General features: G+C 52.0%; 12 protein-coding genes. 9 read left to right on the top strand and 3 right to left on the bottom strand.

Annotated features, from left to right (window positions below):
- Window positions 1-19: 19 nt before the first annotated feature.
- From PLA01S_RS20540 to PLA01S_RS20530, 3 genes are all read right to left on the bottom strand, one after another.
- Window positions 20-982, bottom strand: coding sequence for a phosphotransferase enzyme family protein (locus PLA01S_RS20540; protein WP_127593812.1), 963 nt, complete (start codon window positions 980-982; stop codon window positions 20-22).
- 169 nt (window positions 983-1,151) lie between these two features.
- Complete coding sequence (pgmB, locus tag PLA01S_RS20535; RefSeq protein WP_127593811.1) at window positions 1,152-1,826, bottom strand: beta-phosphoglucomutase; 675 nt, start codon at window positions 1,824-1,826, stop codon at window positions 1,152-1,154.
- 200 nt (window positions 1,827-2,026) lie between these two features.
- Window positions 2,027-4,315 (bottom strand): glycoside hydrolase family 65 protein, encoded by a 2,289-nt coding sequence (locus tag PLA01S_RS20530; RefSeq protein WP_127593810.1) that lies wholly within the window; start codon window positions 4,313-4,315, stop codon window positions 2,027-2,029.
- Window positions 4,316-4,426: 111 nt separating this feature from the next.
- On the opposite strand from PLA01S_RS20530, the gene PLA01S_RS20525 reads away from it, so the two are divergent.
- The 9 genes from PLA01S_RS20525 (at window position 4,427) to PLA01S_RS20485 (ending at window position 16,738) form a co-directional block, all read left to right on the top strand.
- Window positions 4,427-5,170: a helix-turn-helix domain-containing protein gene (locus PLA01S_RS20525; RefSeq protein WP_100539877.1), complete on the top strand. Its 744-nt coding sequence runs from the start codon at window positions 4,427-4,429 to the stop codon at window positions 5,168-5,170.
- A 37-nt stretch (window positions 5,171-5,207) separates the two neighbouring features.
- Entirely contained in the window at window positions 5,208-7,010 is a 1,803-nt protein-coding gene (locus PLA01S_RS20520; RefSeq protein WP_127593809.1) for a sensor histidine kinase, read from the top strand.
- Between the two features lie 6 nt (window positions 7,011-7,016).
- On the top strand, window positions 7,017-8,573 hold the full coding sequence (locus PLA01S_RS20515; protein ID WP_127593808.1) for a response regulator transcription factor: 1,557 nt from the start codon (window positions 7,017-7,019) through the stop codon (window positions 8,571-8,573).
- Window positions 8,574-8,746: 173 nt separating this feature from the next.
- Complete coding sequence (locus PLA01S_RS20510) at window positions 8,747-9,994, top strand: ABC transporter substrate-binding protein (RefSeq protein WP_127593807.1); 1,248 nt, start codon at window positions 8,747-8,749, stop codon at window positions 9,992-9,994.
- A 98-nt stretch (window positions 9,995-10,092) separates the two neighbouring features.
- A complete protein-coding gene (locus PLA01S_RS20505) occupies window positions 10,093-11,037 on the top strand; it encodes a carbohydrate ABC transporter permease (protein WP_006207847.1) in 945 nt (314 codons plus the stop codon).
- 5 nt (window positions 11,038-11,042) lie between these two features.
- Window positions 11,043-11,867, top strand: coding sequence for a carbohydrate ABC transporter permease (locus PLA01S_RS20500; RefSeq protein ID WP_127593806.1), 825 nt, complete (start codon window positions 11,043-11,045; stop codon window positions 11,865-11,867).
- A 26-nt stretch (window positions 11,868-11,893) separates the two neighbouring features.
- A complete protein-coding gene (locus PLA01S_RS20495; protein WP_127593805.1) occupies window positions 11,894-14,023 on the top strand; it encodes a glycoside hydrolase family 3 N-terminal domain-containing protein in 2,130 nt (709 codons plus the stop codon).
- Between the two features lie 24 nt (window positions 14,024-14,047).
- Window positions 14,048-16,120, top strand: coding sequence for an amylo-alpha-1,6-glucosidase (locus tag PLA01S_RS20490; protein ID WP_127593804.1), 2,073 nt, complete (start codon window positions 14,048-14,050; stop codon window positions 16,118-16,120).
- A 147-nt stretch (window positions 16,121-16,267) separates the two neighbouring features.
- Complete coding sequence (locus PLA01S_RS20485; RefSeq protein ID WP_127593803.1) at window positions 16,268-16,738, top strand: DinB family protein; 471 nt, start codon at window positions 16,268-16,270, stop codon at window positions 16,736-16,738.
- The last annotated feature ends 47 nt before the right edge of the window (window positions 16,739-16,785 follow it).

Below are 16,785 nucleotides of genomic sequence, written 5' to 3'. Positions count from 1 at the left end.
AGCAATCTTCCTTCTCTTATTAAATAGACAGCTTTACAACCGATTTGCCTGCCTCAATATCGGCTTTCATCCCTAAGAGATAATTCCGAGTACGTTCATCCAACTCGTTCCAATTTACGAATTTGGCGAAGTATACATAGGAGTAGATATTGCGGAAGTCGACGAACAACGGGATCCGCTGGATCCATTCCTCGCTCAACGTATTCTCTTGAAGATAGCCGGATAAGAACGAGTCGAGAAATCGGGCCACAAATTCGGCTTTCCGGTTTTCCGGAACCGTCTGGACCGCATGATAGATGGCGATGGCGATATCATAGGCGAACCAATGGTACGAGACATCCCCGAAATCGAAAAAGATAATCTCCCCGTTATGTACGTGAAAATTGTGATGGTGGAGGTCATTGTGGACGATGCCGTAACCTTCCTGATCTTGCGGGAGGGACTCCAATTCCTTCAGATACTGCTTCCACTGCGTATGGACTCTTTCACCTGCAGCCTCCGGGAACGCATCGGTAAAGACTACATGATCATTCCACTGGGGAAAGGCCATTCGGTGAACGAGCGAAGCTGCGGTGGCGTCCTTTTTGCCGAGTTTATGCATACGGCCCATCCCGCTCCCCCACTGCTTGATCATCGCAAAATCCGATGTTACATCCGTTAACGGGCTGCCGGGAGCCTTCGTAAAAGCGATGACATGATATTGTTTGGAATCGTGGGTTACCTCTTCAATAAGAAGATCCTGAGCGGATCGAATGGACTCCGCTATGTTCAGACCCTGCTCGGCGAGATAGGCCATCCACGTAAGCTCGCGAATGATGGAGGCTTTGCGGTATTTGGACGCGTCCAAGAATTTAATAATGAATTGGCGTCCGTCTTCACCGTTGTATTCAAATACATTCTGATCGAATCCCCCAAGCAACTTCAGCGAATAAGTATCTCGTCCGAATCGTTCGGCCCCTTGATCCAAGACAGCCTGTTCCATGGAAAGTCCCCTTTATCGTATTCTCGATATGATGCTCATGCGTACATACCGGATAAGTTACATTTATTTACCAACAACTACAGTCTAACGAAGATAATGAGTAGTTGCAAAAAATGGGAGGGCATACGAAAAAGGGCGCTCCCTTAGGAGCACCCTTACATTTTCTTTATCAACCTTCGAATTTCTGCGCCAGCTCGCGGAAGTCCAACTCCGCCGTGCTGGACAACACGATATCCGCATGCGGGAAATGGGCTGCGTTGCCGATCGCGACGGCGAACATACCGGCGCCCTTGATGGCGTCAACGCCGGATGCGGCATCCTCCACCCCGATGCAGTCGGCAGGCTCTACGCCAAGCTCTGCGGCAGCGGTGAGGAAGATCTCCGGGTCCGGCTTGTTGTTCTTCAGCTTGGTGACGTCGACAATCACGTCGAACTGGTCCATGACCCCAAGCCGTGTAAGCACGGCAATGGCGTTCTTGCTGGCTGACGCGATGCCGGTCTTCAGGCCGGCCGACCGGATGTCTGCCACAAACTCCGTAATGCCCGGCAGTAGATCGGCTGGCGTAATCGTTTCGATCAGCTCGACGTACAGCTTATTTTTGCGGTCTGCCAGCTGTACCAGCTCTTCATCGGTATAGTTTACAGGCGTCTCCGCCTGGCTTAGCAGGAGCTTCAGGGAATCCATGCGGGATACCCCTTTGAGATTCTCGTTGAATTCTCTCGTGAAGGGAATGCCCAGCTCGGTTGCCGTGGCTTTCCATGCCTGATAATGATACTCCGCGGTATCGGTAATGACGCCGTCCAAGTCAAAGATGACAGCCTTCAGCTTGCGTGTTTCATTCATATCTTATAGCTCCTTTTTGAGATATCGGAAAGTATAACCGAAACAGGGACCTTCCTGAAATCGCAAGAAAAATAACGGTTTATCGCAGTCTGTTTTCATAGAAAACTTGTCGGGAAATGTGTCGATCGATCGTTTTCTTCGTAAACCGGGAGTGATGCCCTATGGATAGGGAGGGCAATCACCTCAAGACATAAACATCATTAATTGCTCTGAAGCGCATGTTTCAGGGGTTTCCCGGCTTCAAGCGTTACGGCCTCGTCGTACAGCTGGATCTCAATGGAATCGCCCTCCACGATCTCCAAGGTCACGCCGTCCTTCTCGATGGATACGCCGATGAGGCGGCCGCGGAAGTTCAGGCGGAATGCATACTTCTCCCAGTCCTTCGGGATGGCCGGGGAGAGGGAAAGTCCGCTTTCCTTCAGACGCATGCCGGCAAAGCCGTAGACGATCGACATCCAGGTACCGCCCATGTTGGCCATGTGCAGGCCGTCCTTCGTGTTGCCGTGCGTATTGTCCAGGTCAAGGCGTGCCGTCTCGATGAAATACTCATACGCTTTGTCCATATTGCCGATCTTCGAGGCCATGATGCTGAAGATACAGGAGGACAGGGACGAATCATGCGTCGTGATGCCTTCATAGTAGTCATAGGAACGCTGTATCGTTTCAAAGCTTTGCTCGTCTTCCAGCAGGAAGTGAGCGAGCACCGTATCCGCCTGTTTACACACCTGGTAACGGTAAATGGTCAGCGGATGGTAGTTCAGCAGCAGCGGATATTTGTCCTCCGGCGTGTTGTCGAAATCCCATACCGCTTTGCGGAGGAATGTATCATCCTGCGGGTTAATGCCGAGTGCTTCATCATACGGAAGCAGCATAGCATCCGCCGCTTTCGCCCAAGCTGAAATTTCATCCTCGGTTACGCCAAGTCGGTCACACAGGGACTTGAAGCCTTGCGTATCGTAGGATTCCAGAATGGCGCAGCTCTTGGCAGCCCATTTCAGATTATGCTTTGCCATGACGTTGGTGTAATAGTTGTTATTCACGCAGCAGGTATATTCATCCGGCCCCGTCACCTCATCAATATGGAAAGCGCCGTTATAATAGTGGCCGATGTCGGCCCACAAGCGGGCGGTTTCGATCAGCACCTCGGCCCCGTAAGACAAGAGGAAATCCCGGTCCTGCTCGGCGAGATAATACTGAATATAGCTGTAGGCGATGTCTGCGCTGATATGGTATTGCGCTGTTCCCGATGGGAAGAAGGAGGAGCATTCCGTTCCGGATATCGTGCGCCACGGGAACAGAGCGCCTTGCCGGTGGCCCATTTCCCGGGCTCTGTCTCTCGCTTGCTCCAGCGTGGAATAGCGATACAGCAGCAGCTGGCGCGCAATGTCCGGCTGCGTCATCAGGAATACAGGGAACATGTAAATTTCCGTGTCCCAGAAATAATGGCCTTCATAGCCTTCGCCGCTCAGTCCTTTGGCGGAAATATTGCTGTGCTTGTCCCGACCGGCGGATTGCAGCAGCTGGAATAGATTGAAGCGGATGCCTTCCTGGAGCTGGTCATCGTTCTGAATCACCACATCGGCCGATTTCCAGTAGGCGTTCAGATACTGGGCCTGCTCGGCAAGCAAGTCCTCGAACGAAGTACCCTTCAACTCCTCCTGCAGCTGAATGCCACGCTCGATCATCTCCTGCCCGTGACGAAGACTGTCGGTATACAGATTGTATTTCGTAAAGTGGATCGGTCCGGTCAATGGAAGGGTAGCCGTGAACGTAACCACTCCGGTTCCAGCCTCGAGCTGAATGTCGGCCTCGGCATCCAAGCGGTGACGGGTCACGCAGGCAGCGCGCAGCTTGGACGCCATCGTCTCGTCAACGACATAGGCATCGCTGCCCTTGACGCCGGCATCGATGACGGTCATCCGTTCCGCATGCCCTGCGCCGACCCGGGGATCATTGGCATTGGTGTAGTTCTTCACGTTGCCGTTCACGGTGGAGACGATGCGGATCTGCCCGTTGAAATTAACCGGTTCGATCCTTACATGGATCGCAAACAATTCCCGGTGTGTGAAGGACACCAGGCGGCGGAAGGTCAGCTTGATCTCTTTGCCTTCAGGCGATTTCCACTGCACAATTCGCTCTGAGTACCCCTTGTCCATATGCAAGCGGCGGTCATGCGAAGTGATCGTGCCGTGATCGAGGCGGAAAGGTTCTTTTTCGTCGCCTAAATAGATCAGGACCGTTTGGGCATCAATATTGTTAACGAGTTTTTGCTGTGTATCGGGAAAGGCGAAGAGCTTTTCGCCGTAAGGGATTTCAATCACGTCGTGGAAAGCGTTCAGATAGGTACCGCGAATGGTGGACATGCTCTCTCCGTAGCCTTCTTCGAAATTGCCGCGTACACCCAAGTAACCGTTTCCGAGTGCAAAAATACTTTCCATATTCAGCAAGGCTTGCTGTGACAAATCAGGATTTGATATATTCCAGGTCATGGTCTACACTTCCTTCCTAGCATGGTTATGCTTGAATTTTAGAGCCAATCGGGGTTATGTTATACTAAAATATCAAGGTTTTTATCAATATTTTTAGGTGGTGTGGAAATAATGAAAGAGCCTTCACGCTCGGGAAACCGTCCTTTTTACTTGTCTTCTCGCATGCATTATTTGCGTGAGAATTTTATCCATCCCCCGTTTGACTATGAGCACGAGCTGCTGGAAGCGATCCGCTTCGGCGATGAGAATAGAGCCATGGACATGCTGCGCAAAATTAACGAGCTGGAAGCGGCTGTGCTGGCGACGTATCCGCTTCGGTCGAAGAAGAATGCCCTGATTGCGTCCTGCACCTTATTTACCCGGGCGATTATCAAAGGCGGCGTGGATCCTGAAATTGCATTTCATTTAAGTGACACGCTGATCCTGGAGATCGAGCGAATGAGCGATGTGGAGCGGCTGGTTCATTTTGAATATGAGATGCTGGTGCAGTTTGTGTCGATGATTCGCTCCGAGAAGGAAGACGTGTCTTTCTCTCACATTGTGAACCTGGCGATCTATTACATTAGGGAGCATATTTTTGAGGAGCTGACCCTGCAGAGGGTTGCGGAATATTTGAAAGTCCACCCGAGCTATCTGTCCGATCGTTTTAAGCGGGAGACGGGCGTATCCATAACCACCTTTATTAATCGGCGGAAGATTGAGGAGTCCAAGCATTTGCTGGCCAATACGAATCAGTCGATATCCGAAATTGCTTTTACGTTCAAGTTCTGCAGCCAGAGTTATTATACGCAATTATTCAAGAATTTTACGGGGATGACGCCGAGAAAATTCCGAATAAGCGGGACGGCGCGTTAAAGGACGATCATATCGAGCAACGAGAAGAGAGACACTCATGAAGAAACTAAAGCAGAACATGCTTCACTTAAGTCTGGAGAAAAAACTGATTGCGGCGTTCTCCGCCTTTATCATCGTTCCCCTCCTTCTGATCGGGGGAATTGTATCCTGGGTATACGTGGAGAACAACCGAAGTACGATGATTGATGCAGCCGTTGAGAACAACAAACAAATTATTAAAAATATCGACACCTCTTTACAGCCGCTGCTGCGACTGTCCATGTTCCCGATTCAGGATTCCACGGTGTACGCCATTATGCGCAAGGATTACGGCAAGGTGACGTATCCATTGCTTGAACGGGGGCAGGATTTCGATAAAGTGAACGGCTTGATCCAGAGCGGGATCATGCTGTATTCCGATTTGATTGACTCCGTTGTCATCTACCACGAGAACAGCCAGTCCATTATTGGACGAAGCAACCGGGAATATATGAATTTTGCATACTTCAAGGAGCAGTTTACCGGCGAGCCTTTTGTCCGGCAGATCCGGGAAGCCTACGGCGGCTTTGTTCCTGTAGGGATTCATCAGGAGCGGCTGCTGTCGACAAAAGGAATTCCGGTCGTGTCGGTGGGCAGGGCCATCATGGATCCGTACACGAAGGAGGATCTCGGTTTTATCCTCTTTAATATTTCGGTGGATAAACTCAAGACGCTGTGGAGTCAGTCGGCATTTTCCGAGAATACGAAATTTTACTTGATCGACGAAACCGATCATATCGTGCACAGCGTCCATCCCGAGGAAATCGGGCTGGCGGCGTCCGAGGTATTGGGGAGCGACTTTCAATATAACGCGGACGGCCAAGTCAACACGCAGATCAATCGCGATACCTACATGATTTCTTCTTCCTCCTCCATGGCGAATTGGAAGGCGGTTACGGTCATACCGAAGAAGGACTTGTTCTCGATTGTTTATCTTATGGTTGCCATCTTGATCGGCGTATTGATCCTGCTGCTCGTGCTGTCCATCCTGATCTCGGCCCGGATCGCCACCACGATCATGAAGCCGTTGGCGGTGCTGAACAGCAAAATGAAGCTTGTCTCCCAAGGGCAGCTTGACGTAAGCTTTGATACGAGACAGCACGGCGAAATCGGCGTGATCAGCCATACCGTGGACCAGATGCTTCACGAAATTCGCGATTTAATCGAGCGGATCTATGTGGAGGAAGAGGAGAAGCGGAATCTGGAGATGAATGCGCTGCAGTCGCAGATCCGTCCGCATTTTATATATAATACGCTGAATGTGATCAAGTGGATGGCCAAGATCCAAGGGGCAACCGGCATTGAAGAAGCGCTGCAGGCCTTCTCTTCGGTCATCAAGTTCACGGTGAAGAAGGAAGGCGACTACGTGACCATTGCGGAAGAAGTCGAATTCATGGAGAACTATACGAAAATTCTCGATTTTCGTTATTTTAATAAATTTGATGTCACGTACGAGGTGGATCCGGCCGTAATGAATCATAGGACCCTGAAGTTTCTGCTCCAGCCCCTTGTGGAGAACGCGGTCTTTCATGGCTTTGAAGGCATCGATTACAAGGGCAGCCTTGTCATATCGATTTATGAGGAATCGGATGCTCTGATTATGAAAGTAAGTGATAACGGGCGCGGTTTTCCGGAGGGCGGACAAGCGAAGGTGGAGCAGGGCGGTCCGCAGGATACCTTCAACTCGATCGGATTGAACAATATACGGAACAGGATATCCCTTCATTTCGGGCCGGAATACGGCCTGTGGATCCAGAGGGGAGAGCATGACGGAACGGTCGCATGGCTTCGGGTTCCGATCATCACAGAAGAAGCAGGGTGATAGCAAGTGCGAATACTTATAGTAGATGACGAGCCGCTCGTTCGGATCGGGATCAAATCGGCGATTGACTGGGAAGCCCAGGGCGTAGAAATTGTCGGTGAAGCGGGGGACGGCGAAGAAGCGCTGCGTCTGATAACGGAAACGGCGCCGGACGTGGTACTGCTGGATATCAAAATGCCGAAGATGGACGGGCTCGAGGTGCTCCGGACGATCAAGGACCGGCAGCTCCCGGTTCAAACGGTTGTGTTGAGCAGCTTCGATGATATTGCCTACGTGAAGGAAGCGTTGAAGCTGGGGGCTTTTGATTATTTCCACAAACCCGACATGAATGAACGCGAGCTGACCGCGATGCTGAAGAGCGTCCGGGAGCAGTTTGGGAGCCGGGGGATTCCCGCTCAAGTAGGGCCGAATGCAGCAGGCAACCGGAAGGAGCAGATTTTATATAATGCTCTCCATGGCCATGTTCATGATCTGCATGAAACGGGGCTCAAAGAGGGCAATATGTACGTCGTCCTTTTCAGAATCAAAAATTATCACACGGTCATCAAAAGGTATGCCAAGGAAACCGAATCGATTCTGCCGAATACGGTGCAAAACGTCGTCAGCGAGATTCTGTCCACGGAGAAGGAAGTCGAGTATCTTCAGCTGGATGAACAGTGCAGTGCCGTATTCATCAGCAATAGTGAGCTGAAGAGCCTGCTGGCCTCGTTGACGCGGGTCAATAAAATGGTGCAAATGATCAGCTCGGCGCTCAAACGGTTTGTCAATATCGACATCGTGCTGGGCATCAGCGACTGGTTTGCCGATTTCGACGGCATTCGGACGGGGTACGAGCAGGCGTGCAAAGCGCTATCCCATCAATTTTATCACCCGGATACGTCGATCTTCTATTATCAGCATCTGAAGCAGAAGGGTGAGCATGTCTATAAAAAGGCCGATGCCTATTTAAGCCAGATGAAGTCTGCGCTAAGGGAAGAAGCGAACGACCGGTTTATGGAGCTGCTGTCCAAGTGGGAGAAGTTTCTGGCGCAAGAAGAATGCATGGAAGAGAAGGATGTCCGCAAGGTATACGAAGGTCTGCTGTTTATGATCGGGGAAGGCACGGGCGTATCGGGCGGGGAAGACGTTCAAGAAGAAACATCAACCTTTGAAGAGATCCATGAATTCGAGCAGCTGTCAGCCGCATACCGGGCCTTGTTCAAGGAGCGGTTCAAGAATCGCAGCCATCTGGAGATGAAGGGATACAGCCAGCTCACGCGCAATATTATGGAGTATACGGAAGAGCACTACCCCGAGAGTCTCTCCTTGAAATTGTTCGGGGAGCTGTTTCATGTCAGCCCGAATTATGTCAGCCGGTTGTTTAAGCAAGAGGTCGGTCAAGGACTGTTCGATTATATTAATGAGCTCCGGATCGAGAAGGCGAAGGTGCTGCTCAAGGACTACCGTTACAAAATCTATGACGTTGCCGAGATGGTAGGATTTAATAATCAGGCCCATTTTGCGATTGTATTTCAAAAATACACGGGCTTTTCTCCTAAACAGTATAGGAAAGAAGAAGTGTGATAATCGAAAAGAAAGTGTGATTTTTCATAAAAACACTCATGCAGTGCAATCTATTTATAAAAAAATAGTCAATTTTAAAAAATTAATCATCATTTGATTAATTTTTTTTATTGTCTCGGGTCTATATGATGAAGGTGCAAGGTAAAACGAAAAGAAACGTGGGGGGTAGCATCATGGGTAAATGGAACAAGAAGTTTTCAGCCATGCTGGTGTTGTGCCTGGCTCTTGTTGTTGGTTTAACCGCTTGCGGCGGCAATAAAAGCGCTGACAATACAGATAACGGAGCCGGAGACGCTGCTGAAAAAGTAACGGTGAATTTCGGATTCTGGGGTACAGCACAGGATTTGGAGATTTATCAGAAAGCAGCGGATACCATCTCCGAGCAGTATCCGGAGATCGAACTGAAAATCAAACAATATCCAAGCAGCGAGCAGTTCTGGAACACGCTTCCGGGTGAAATTGCTGCAGGCGTAGCGCCTGACTTCATTAAAATGTCCAACGAAGGTGCTTACGAGTACATCAACAAAGGATTGTTCTCGCCAATCGATGACTTGGTTCAAGCGACGGGCGTAGACATGAACCGTTTCCCGGATACATCGAAGAACATCTGGAACGTGGATGGAAAACAATACGGTGTGCCTAACAGTGATATGCCAGCGATGTTCTTCATCAACGAGCAAATGTGGAAAGATGCTGGCCTCGGCGAGTACCCAACCACTTGGGATGAAGTGATCGAAGCAGCGAAAGTGCTGAACAAAGGCAATGTGAAAGGCATTATCGTCAATCTGGACGCCTTCCATATCACGAACTACGTGAAGAGTTTCGGCGGCGGCTGGGGTAACGGTGAGACCATCAACTCCCCTGAGAACGTAAAAGCGCTGGAAATGATCATCGATATGTATGATCAGGGACTTGCTGTAACTCCTAAATCACTTGGCTTTGGCTGGGACGGCGAAGTATTCAGCAACGAGCAGGGCGCTATGAGTACAGGTGGTTACTGGTACAAAGGTTACCTGAAGGATGCAAATCCGGACCTCAAAATGGTAGCTATTCCGGTTCCGAAAGGAACAACCAACGGCAGCACCATGAGCTCTGACGCTTACATGGTACTGAAAGACGCGAAGAACAAAGAAGCTGCGCTCAAAGCTGCTTATTACATGACCAATGACGATACGCAAACCGCATTCATGGAGCTTGGCTTCAATCCGGCGGTAGCCTCATTGTCCGAGCAGTACTTCGAGAAGAACCCTGAATTCAAAGCGCTGCAGCCTGCGCTGGAGTACAGCACAGACTATGGTTATCCGACAGATACCAAGCGTTTCACGGATGAACTCGTTAAAGAATTGGAAGGCTTGATTCTAGGCGGCTCCGGTAAAACGGCTCAGCAAATTCTCGACGATATTCAAGGTCAATTCAAATAAGAAAGAGGCAACACCCGCTCCCGCTCCTTGTTCTCAGGGGAGCGGGAGCCTTTGTTCATGAATCCAACCAATTTAAGTTTGGAAGCGGGGGATAACTTATGTCCGATTACAGCAGCAAGCACGCTGATTTGAAAGGAAACAAGATTAGGCAATCCTGGTTCCGTTCGCTGGCAGACTCCGACAAGACGCTGGGCTGGTTGTTTTCACTGCCCTTTTTGATATTGTGGGCGTGGTGGTTTCTCTATCCATTCATCCAGTCTTTCGTAAGGAGTTTTCAGGACGCGAATTTCGCTGCCTTGGACCAGGCGAAATTCATCGGTCTCGAAAACTATGTCACCATTCTTCAAGATAAAGAATTCTTCCGGGCGCTGCTTCATTCCCTGGAAATTGTGGTCATCTCGATTCCGATTCAGACTGTCCTCGGTCTGCTCTTGGCGATCCTGGTCAATCAGAAGCTGAAGGGCAAGGGGATATTCCGGACGGTATTTTTCATTCCGTATATCACCTCGCAAATCGCGATCACAACCGTGTTCATGATGCTCTTCAAGCAGGGCACCTTCCTAACGGAATTTTTCGGAGCGTTGGGCTTCGGGAATGTGACATGGTTTGCGGATACCAACTATGCGCTCTTATTCGTATGTATTCTGTTTATCTTCCAGCAAGCGGGCTTCACCATGATCGTTTACTTGTCAGGCCTGCAGGAAATTCCGAAGGATCTGTATGAAGCGGGTGAGATTGACGGAGCGTCCAAGTGGAACAAATTCCGCTACATTACGGTGCCGTTCCTGAAGCCGATCACGTTCTTCATCGTGTCGGTATCGACGATTGCCGGCTTCCAGATCTACGACCAGATTGCGGCGATTTCCCGGTATGGCGCACTCGGTTCGCCAGCGGGCGCTACCAGTACAGTGGTCACGTATTTCTACCAGCACGGGATCCGTTACATGAACATTGGTTACGGAAGCGCGGCGGTAGTGCTGTTCTTCATGATCATCATGCTGATTACGTACCTGCAAAAAAAATTCTTGGATGAGAAGGAGTGAGAGTAATGAAGACCCGTACGAACAACGGTCGGCTGTTTCTATATATCGGCACGATCATTCTAGGGCTCTTATTCGCCCTTCCTTTTCTCTATACCATCTATACGTCCATTATCCCGATGCGCCATGTCAATACGCTGACGTCGCCGGCGAACTGGACGTTCGAGAACTTTAAAATCTTCTTCACGAACGATGCGTACAACGTGCCGAGATGGTTCTTGAACACGGTAATCATGACCGGCGTCGTTGTCATTGGGAACCTAATCATTAATCCAATGGCCGGCTTTGCATTGGCCAAGCTGAATTTCAAGGGAAAAGGCCTGATTTACTGGATCGTCGTGGCTACCATGATGGTGCCTTACCATATGATCCTGATCCCGGTGTACGTGAATGTGGCGCAGCTTGGATGGCTGAACACGTTCTGGGGGTTAACGGTGCCTTTCCTGTATCAGGGCTTGTACATCTTCATGCTTCGTCAGTTCTTCATCTCGGTTCCGAATGAATTTTTGGAGGCTGCGCGGATGGATGGCCTGACAAAGATGGGTGCTTTCTGGCGGATCGTGTATCCGCTGGCCCGTTCATCACTGATTACGATGTCGATTCTTGCTTTTGCCGGAACCTGGAACAGTTACCTCGTTCCGAGCACGCTCGCGAATACACCCGAAATGTATGTGCTGGTTGTGGGTCTGAACAGCGTGAAGGATATGTTCTTTGAGAATACGCCGATGATTATGGCCGGGGTCGTGCTCTCCACGCTGCCGATCATCCTGTTCTTCTTCCTGTTCCAGCGTCAATATATCGAGGGGATTTCGAACGCCGGGGTCAAAGGCTGATAAAGAAGCATCGGGAGGGATTAGACATGGATAACGTGGAACAGCGTGCGAAGGATCTTCTCGCGCAGATGACCTTGGTCGAGAAGATCGGTCAAACGGTGCAGTACGGCCGATGCGAGGAGCAGGAGCTGAAGCTGGTTGCCGAAGGCAAGATCGGATCGCTCCTGAATGTGCATGGTCCGAAAAAAATCAACGAGCTCCAGCGGCTGGCCGTGGAGGAAACGCGGCTGGGGATTCCCCTTCTCATCGGGGACGATGTCATTCACGGTTTTCGCACCATTTTTCCGATTCCGCTCGGCGAAGCCGCCAGCTGGGATCTCGAAGGGATGGAGAAGAACGCCCGCATGGCGGCAGAAGAGGCCGCAGCGGACGGCATCCGCTGGACCTTTGCCCCGATGGTGGACATCACGCGTGATCCCCGGTGGGGCCGCATCGCGGAGAGTACGGGGGAGGATGCCTATCTGTCCTCCCTGGCCGCTGCCGCGAAGGTTAGAGGATTTCAAAGTCCGAATGAGGATGGCTACCCGACGGTAGCGGCATGCGTGAAGCATTTTGCCGGTTATGGCTGGATTGAAGGCGGCCGGGACTATGATACGACGGACATGTCGGAGCGGACGCTGCGGGAAACCGTACTGCCGCCTTTTGAGCACGGGATTCGGGCAGGGGCTCTGTCCGTGATGAGCGCCTTCAGCGAACTGAACGGGGTTCCCGCTTCTGGAAGCCGTTATCTGCTGCGGGATATCTTGAAGCGGGAGTGGGGCTTTGACGGCATGGTGGTCAGCGACTGGGAATCGATCGAAGAGCTGATCTACCATGGCTATGCGGAAGACCGGAAGGATTCCGCGCGGAAGGGATTGAACGCCGGGGTCGACATGGACATGCATTCCGGCGTCTATCTCGATCATCTGGAGGCGCTGGTCCAGGATAACCCTGAGCTGCTCAAGCTGTTGGATGATGCGGTGCTTCGCATATTGCGGGTGAAAATCCGCCTCGGATTGTTCGAGAACCCGTATGTAAGCGAAGACGCAGAAGAAGCCGGAGATCCGCTGAAAGGGCAAGCCATTCCTGCGGCACATCTGGCTCAGGCCAGGGACAGCGCCCGGAGATCGATCGTGCTGCTGCAGAATAACAGCGGGATTTTGCCGCTGGATATCGCTAAGCACAAAAAGCTGGCCTTGATCGGGCCGCTGGCCGATGACCGCCACAACTCGATGGGCTGCTGGGCTTGGAAAGGCCGCGATGAGGACGTTGTCACAGTATGGGACGCTTTTCAATCGGAAATCGCACCGAAGGCTGAGGTGTTCTACGAGCAGGGCAGCGGCATTCTGGAGGAAATGGATGGGGGAGTGGAACGGGCTGTGGAGCTCGCTGGACAGTGTGATGTCGCCGTAGTCGTTGTGGGTGAATCCGAAGCAATGACGGGCGAACACTACAATGTGACCTCCATTACGCTTCCCTCCTGTCAGGAGCGATTGATTCAGGAGCTGAAACGGCAGACCGGCACGCCGATCGTCGTCGTGCTGATGAACGGCCGTCCGCTTGCCACTCCATGGCTGCATGAACATGCAGACGCCGTAGTGGAAGCTTGGCATTTGGGAACCGCCACAGGCCTTGCGCTTGTGGACGTGCTGACCGGCGCTCACAATCCGAGCGGCCGCCTGCCGGTTACCGTTCCGCGCGCAACGGGGCAAATTCCGATGTATTACAACCGGAAGAATACCGGACGTCCTCATTTGTACGAAGATTATATCGATTGCGACGATGCTCCGCTGTATCCGTTCGGGTACGGCCTCAGTTATACAACATTCGAATATACGGATTTGCAGCTGGATCGGCATCAAATTGGCCGGGACGGGACCGTGCATGTATCCGTGAGCATAACGAATACCGGATCCAGAGCCGGCGAGGAAACCGCGCAGCTGTATATCCGCGACTTGGTGGCAAGCTCGACCCGGCCGGTCAAAGAGTTGAAGGGATTCCGCAAGGTACAGCTGCAGCCGGGCGAAAGCCGGACGGTACATTTTACGCTGGGGCGTGAAGAATTGGGGCTGTTGGATGAAAGGCTTGAATTTACGGTAGAGCCCGGAAAGTTCCATGTCTGGGTCGGACCGCATTCGGAAGAAGGACTGCAGGCTGAGCTTGCGGTTGTTGAATAAACCGGAATCAAAGGGGGATTTTACATGGACTACCGCGTAATTAAAGAAGGAGACGTATTTTTTCTGACCGGGCTTAATGGAGATATCGTCCAAGGGGACGATCAGGGCCATGGCTTGTATACGAAGGATACCCGTTTCCTGAGCCGCATGGAGCTGTTCATCGATGGCCAGAAGCCTTCGCTCCTGTCCTCCACGGGGGATAAAAGCTATGTGGCCTCCTTCCGCCTGATGAAGGATGCCAAGGATGAAGGGGCGATCGAAGTACTTCGGGAGCGTTTCATCTATGATGGCGTCCTGTATGAGCGCTGCACGCTGACCAATTACTTTGTGACCGATTCGAATATCGAGTTCGCCGCGTCCTTTGATGCCGATTTTCAGGATATGTTCCTGGTGCGCAAATACCGTACAGGGGAAGTCGGCAAGATGGAGGGTATACGGACAGGCGATCAAGAGATGACACTGGCTTATGTCGGCGCTGACAACCTGAGAAGACAGACGCGCATTGCTTGGGATGCGGACGGTGGCCAAACGGATCAAGCCGGGAATGTTTCGTTCCCTTTGTCCCTGAAAGCCAAAGAGCAGAAGGTGATTACGTTCTTTGTCACGCCGATGACGGAGCAGCATTCCGCAGTGGCGCCGCTGACCTACGAAGAGGGGCTGAAGAAACTCGAAGCCTCCTATGAAGCTTGGTACGCGAACAGCTCGCGGGTCCAATCGGATTCCGCGCTGTTCAGCGGCTTGTACCAGAGAGGATTGCAGGATCTGCGCATGCTGACGACCGATGTGGGCTTCGGTGATACATCGGTCGCGGGACTGCCGTGGTTCGCGGTTCCATTCGGCAGAGACAGCTTGATCACGGCGCTTTTCATGCTTCCGGCGAACCCGCAGCTTGCCAAGGGAACCTTGAGAACGCTGGCGGCTTATCAAGGCGAGAAGAGTGACCCTTGGCGGGATGAGCAGCCGGGCAAAATCATGCATGAGATTCGCTACGGAGAGCTGGTCACGACGAATCAGTCTCCGTTCTCGCCGTACTACGGCACCATCGATTCCACGCCGCTGTTCCTGGCGCTGATCGGCGAGTATTACCGCTGGACGGGCGACCTCTCCCTGGCGGAGGAGCTCAAGCCGAACATGCTGCGGGCACTGGAATATATCGATGCCGCGCTGGAAGCGGGCTCCGGCTTCATGGCCTATAAGCAGGAAGCCGAGAAAGGCTTCCCGAATCAGGGCTGGAAGGATTCCGCCAACTCGATCGTCCATGAGAACGGCGAGTATGCGGAATCTCCGATCGCGCTGTCGGAGGTTCAGGGTTACGTGTATCAAGCGAAGAAATCGCTGGTACCCGTCTTCGGGGAGCTGGGCGAGCTGGAACTGGCCCACAAGCTGGAGACGGAAGCCGAGGAGCTTCGCGTCCGCTTCGAAGCGGCCTTCTGGATGGAGGATGAGCAGTGTTACGCCATCGCGCTGGATAAGGATCTGCGCCAGGTACGCAGCGTGACCTCGAATCCCGGGCATCTGCTCATGAGCGGCTTGCCGGAAGAGAGCCACGCGAAGGCGCAAGCTGAGCGGATGCTTAGAAGCGACATGTTTAACGGTTACGGCATCCGCACGATGAGCACGGACTCCACCGGATATTACCCGATGAGTTATCATAACGGCAGCGTATGGCCGCATGACAATGCGATGATTCTGCTGGGACTCGGCAAGCAGGGATTCAAGGAGGAGGCAGGCAAGGTGATCTCCGGCCTGCTGCAGGCTTCGGCTCATTTTGAGTACCAGCGTCTGCCGGAGCTGTTCTGCGGTCATGATGCGAAGCTGGGCCATCCCGTTCCGTACCCGACGACCTGTTCGCCGCAGGCTTGGGCGGCGGGAACCTCGATCGTCTTCCTGCAGGCGATGCTCGGATTGTATCCGAACGCGGCGAAGAAGGAAATCGCGTTGTCCCCGTTCCTTCCGGAAGGGATGAACGAACTGAAGGCCGAGAAGATTGCGATCGGAAACGGGCACCTTTCGGTTAGCGTCGTGCGCGAGGCTGACGGCAGCACGTTTCATGTGGAAGTGCTTGAGAATACAACAGGATTTCATCTCGTTGGCTGATCGGTCATAAGACGTATGGCGGAACAACCTGACTCTTAGCTTTTAAGGGTCAGGTTGTTTTTTGTTGAAATATTAGGAACGTATGTTCTATAATAATGAGGTGATTTTGAACAGATTAGTGTACACATATCGGATTGGAGAGAACATATGAATTCTTATCGTACATATGCATTGCATCAAATCGAGGTTGCTGTCGTCTCTGTTGTTGCGATGATCGACAGGCTGGATGAGGCGGATCTGCTCGTCAAGCCGACGGAGGGCAAGCATTCCGTTGGAGAGCTGCTCAAGCATATCGCAGTGATCTGCCGGGCCGATTTTCACATATCCGGAGGAGCCACGCAAGAGGAGATGAGCGCCTATTACACAGGTGTGTCGTTAAATAACCTGAAGGACATACAGGCGGAGTTATTGAGCAATTATTCTTATCTGGAGCAGGCGTTCCGAGAAATGACGGAAGAGGAGCTTCATCAGGAGATGACCTCTTATTGGGGTGTCACCTATACCAGGTACGAATGGCTGCTCGAAATCGTGGCGCATGTGTATCACCACAGAGGACAGCTGCATGCGATGCTGGTTCATTGTAACGGGAAGGATCCGAAGGTACCGTTATTCGAATAGCCTTTGCCCGGCAGAGGAGCTAAAGGAGGGGCCACGCAACGATCCCT

Origin of the sequence: Paenibacillus lautus NBRC 15380, assembly GCF_004000945.1 — a bacterium.
GTDB classification, from domain to species: domain Bacteria; phylum Bacillota; class Bacilli; order Paenibacillales; family Paenibacillaceae; genus Paenibacillus_AQ; species Paenibacillus_AQ lautus.
Note: the sequence above shows the minus strand (reverse complement) of the source record. Positions and strands in the feature narration are given on the sequence as shown.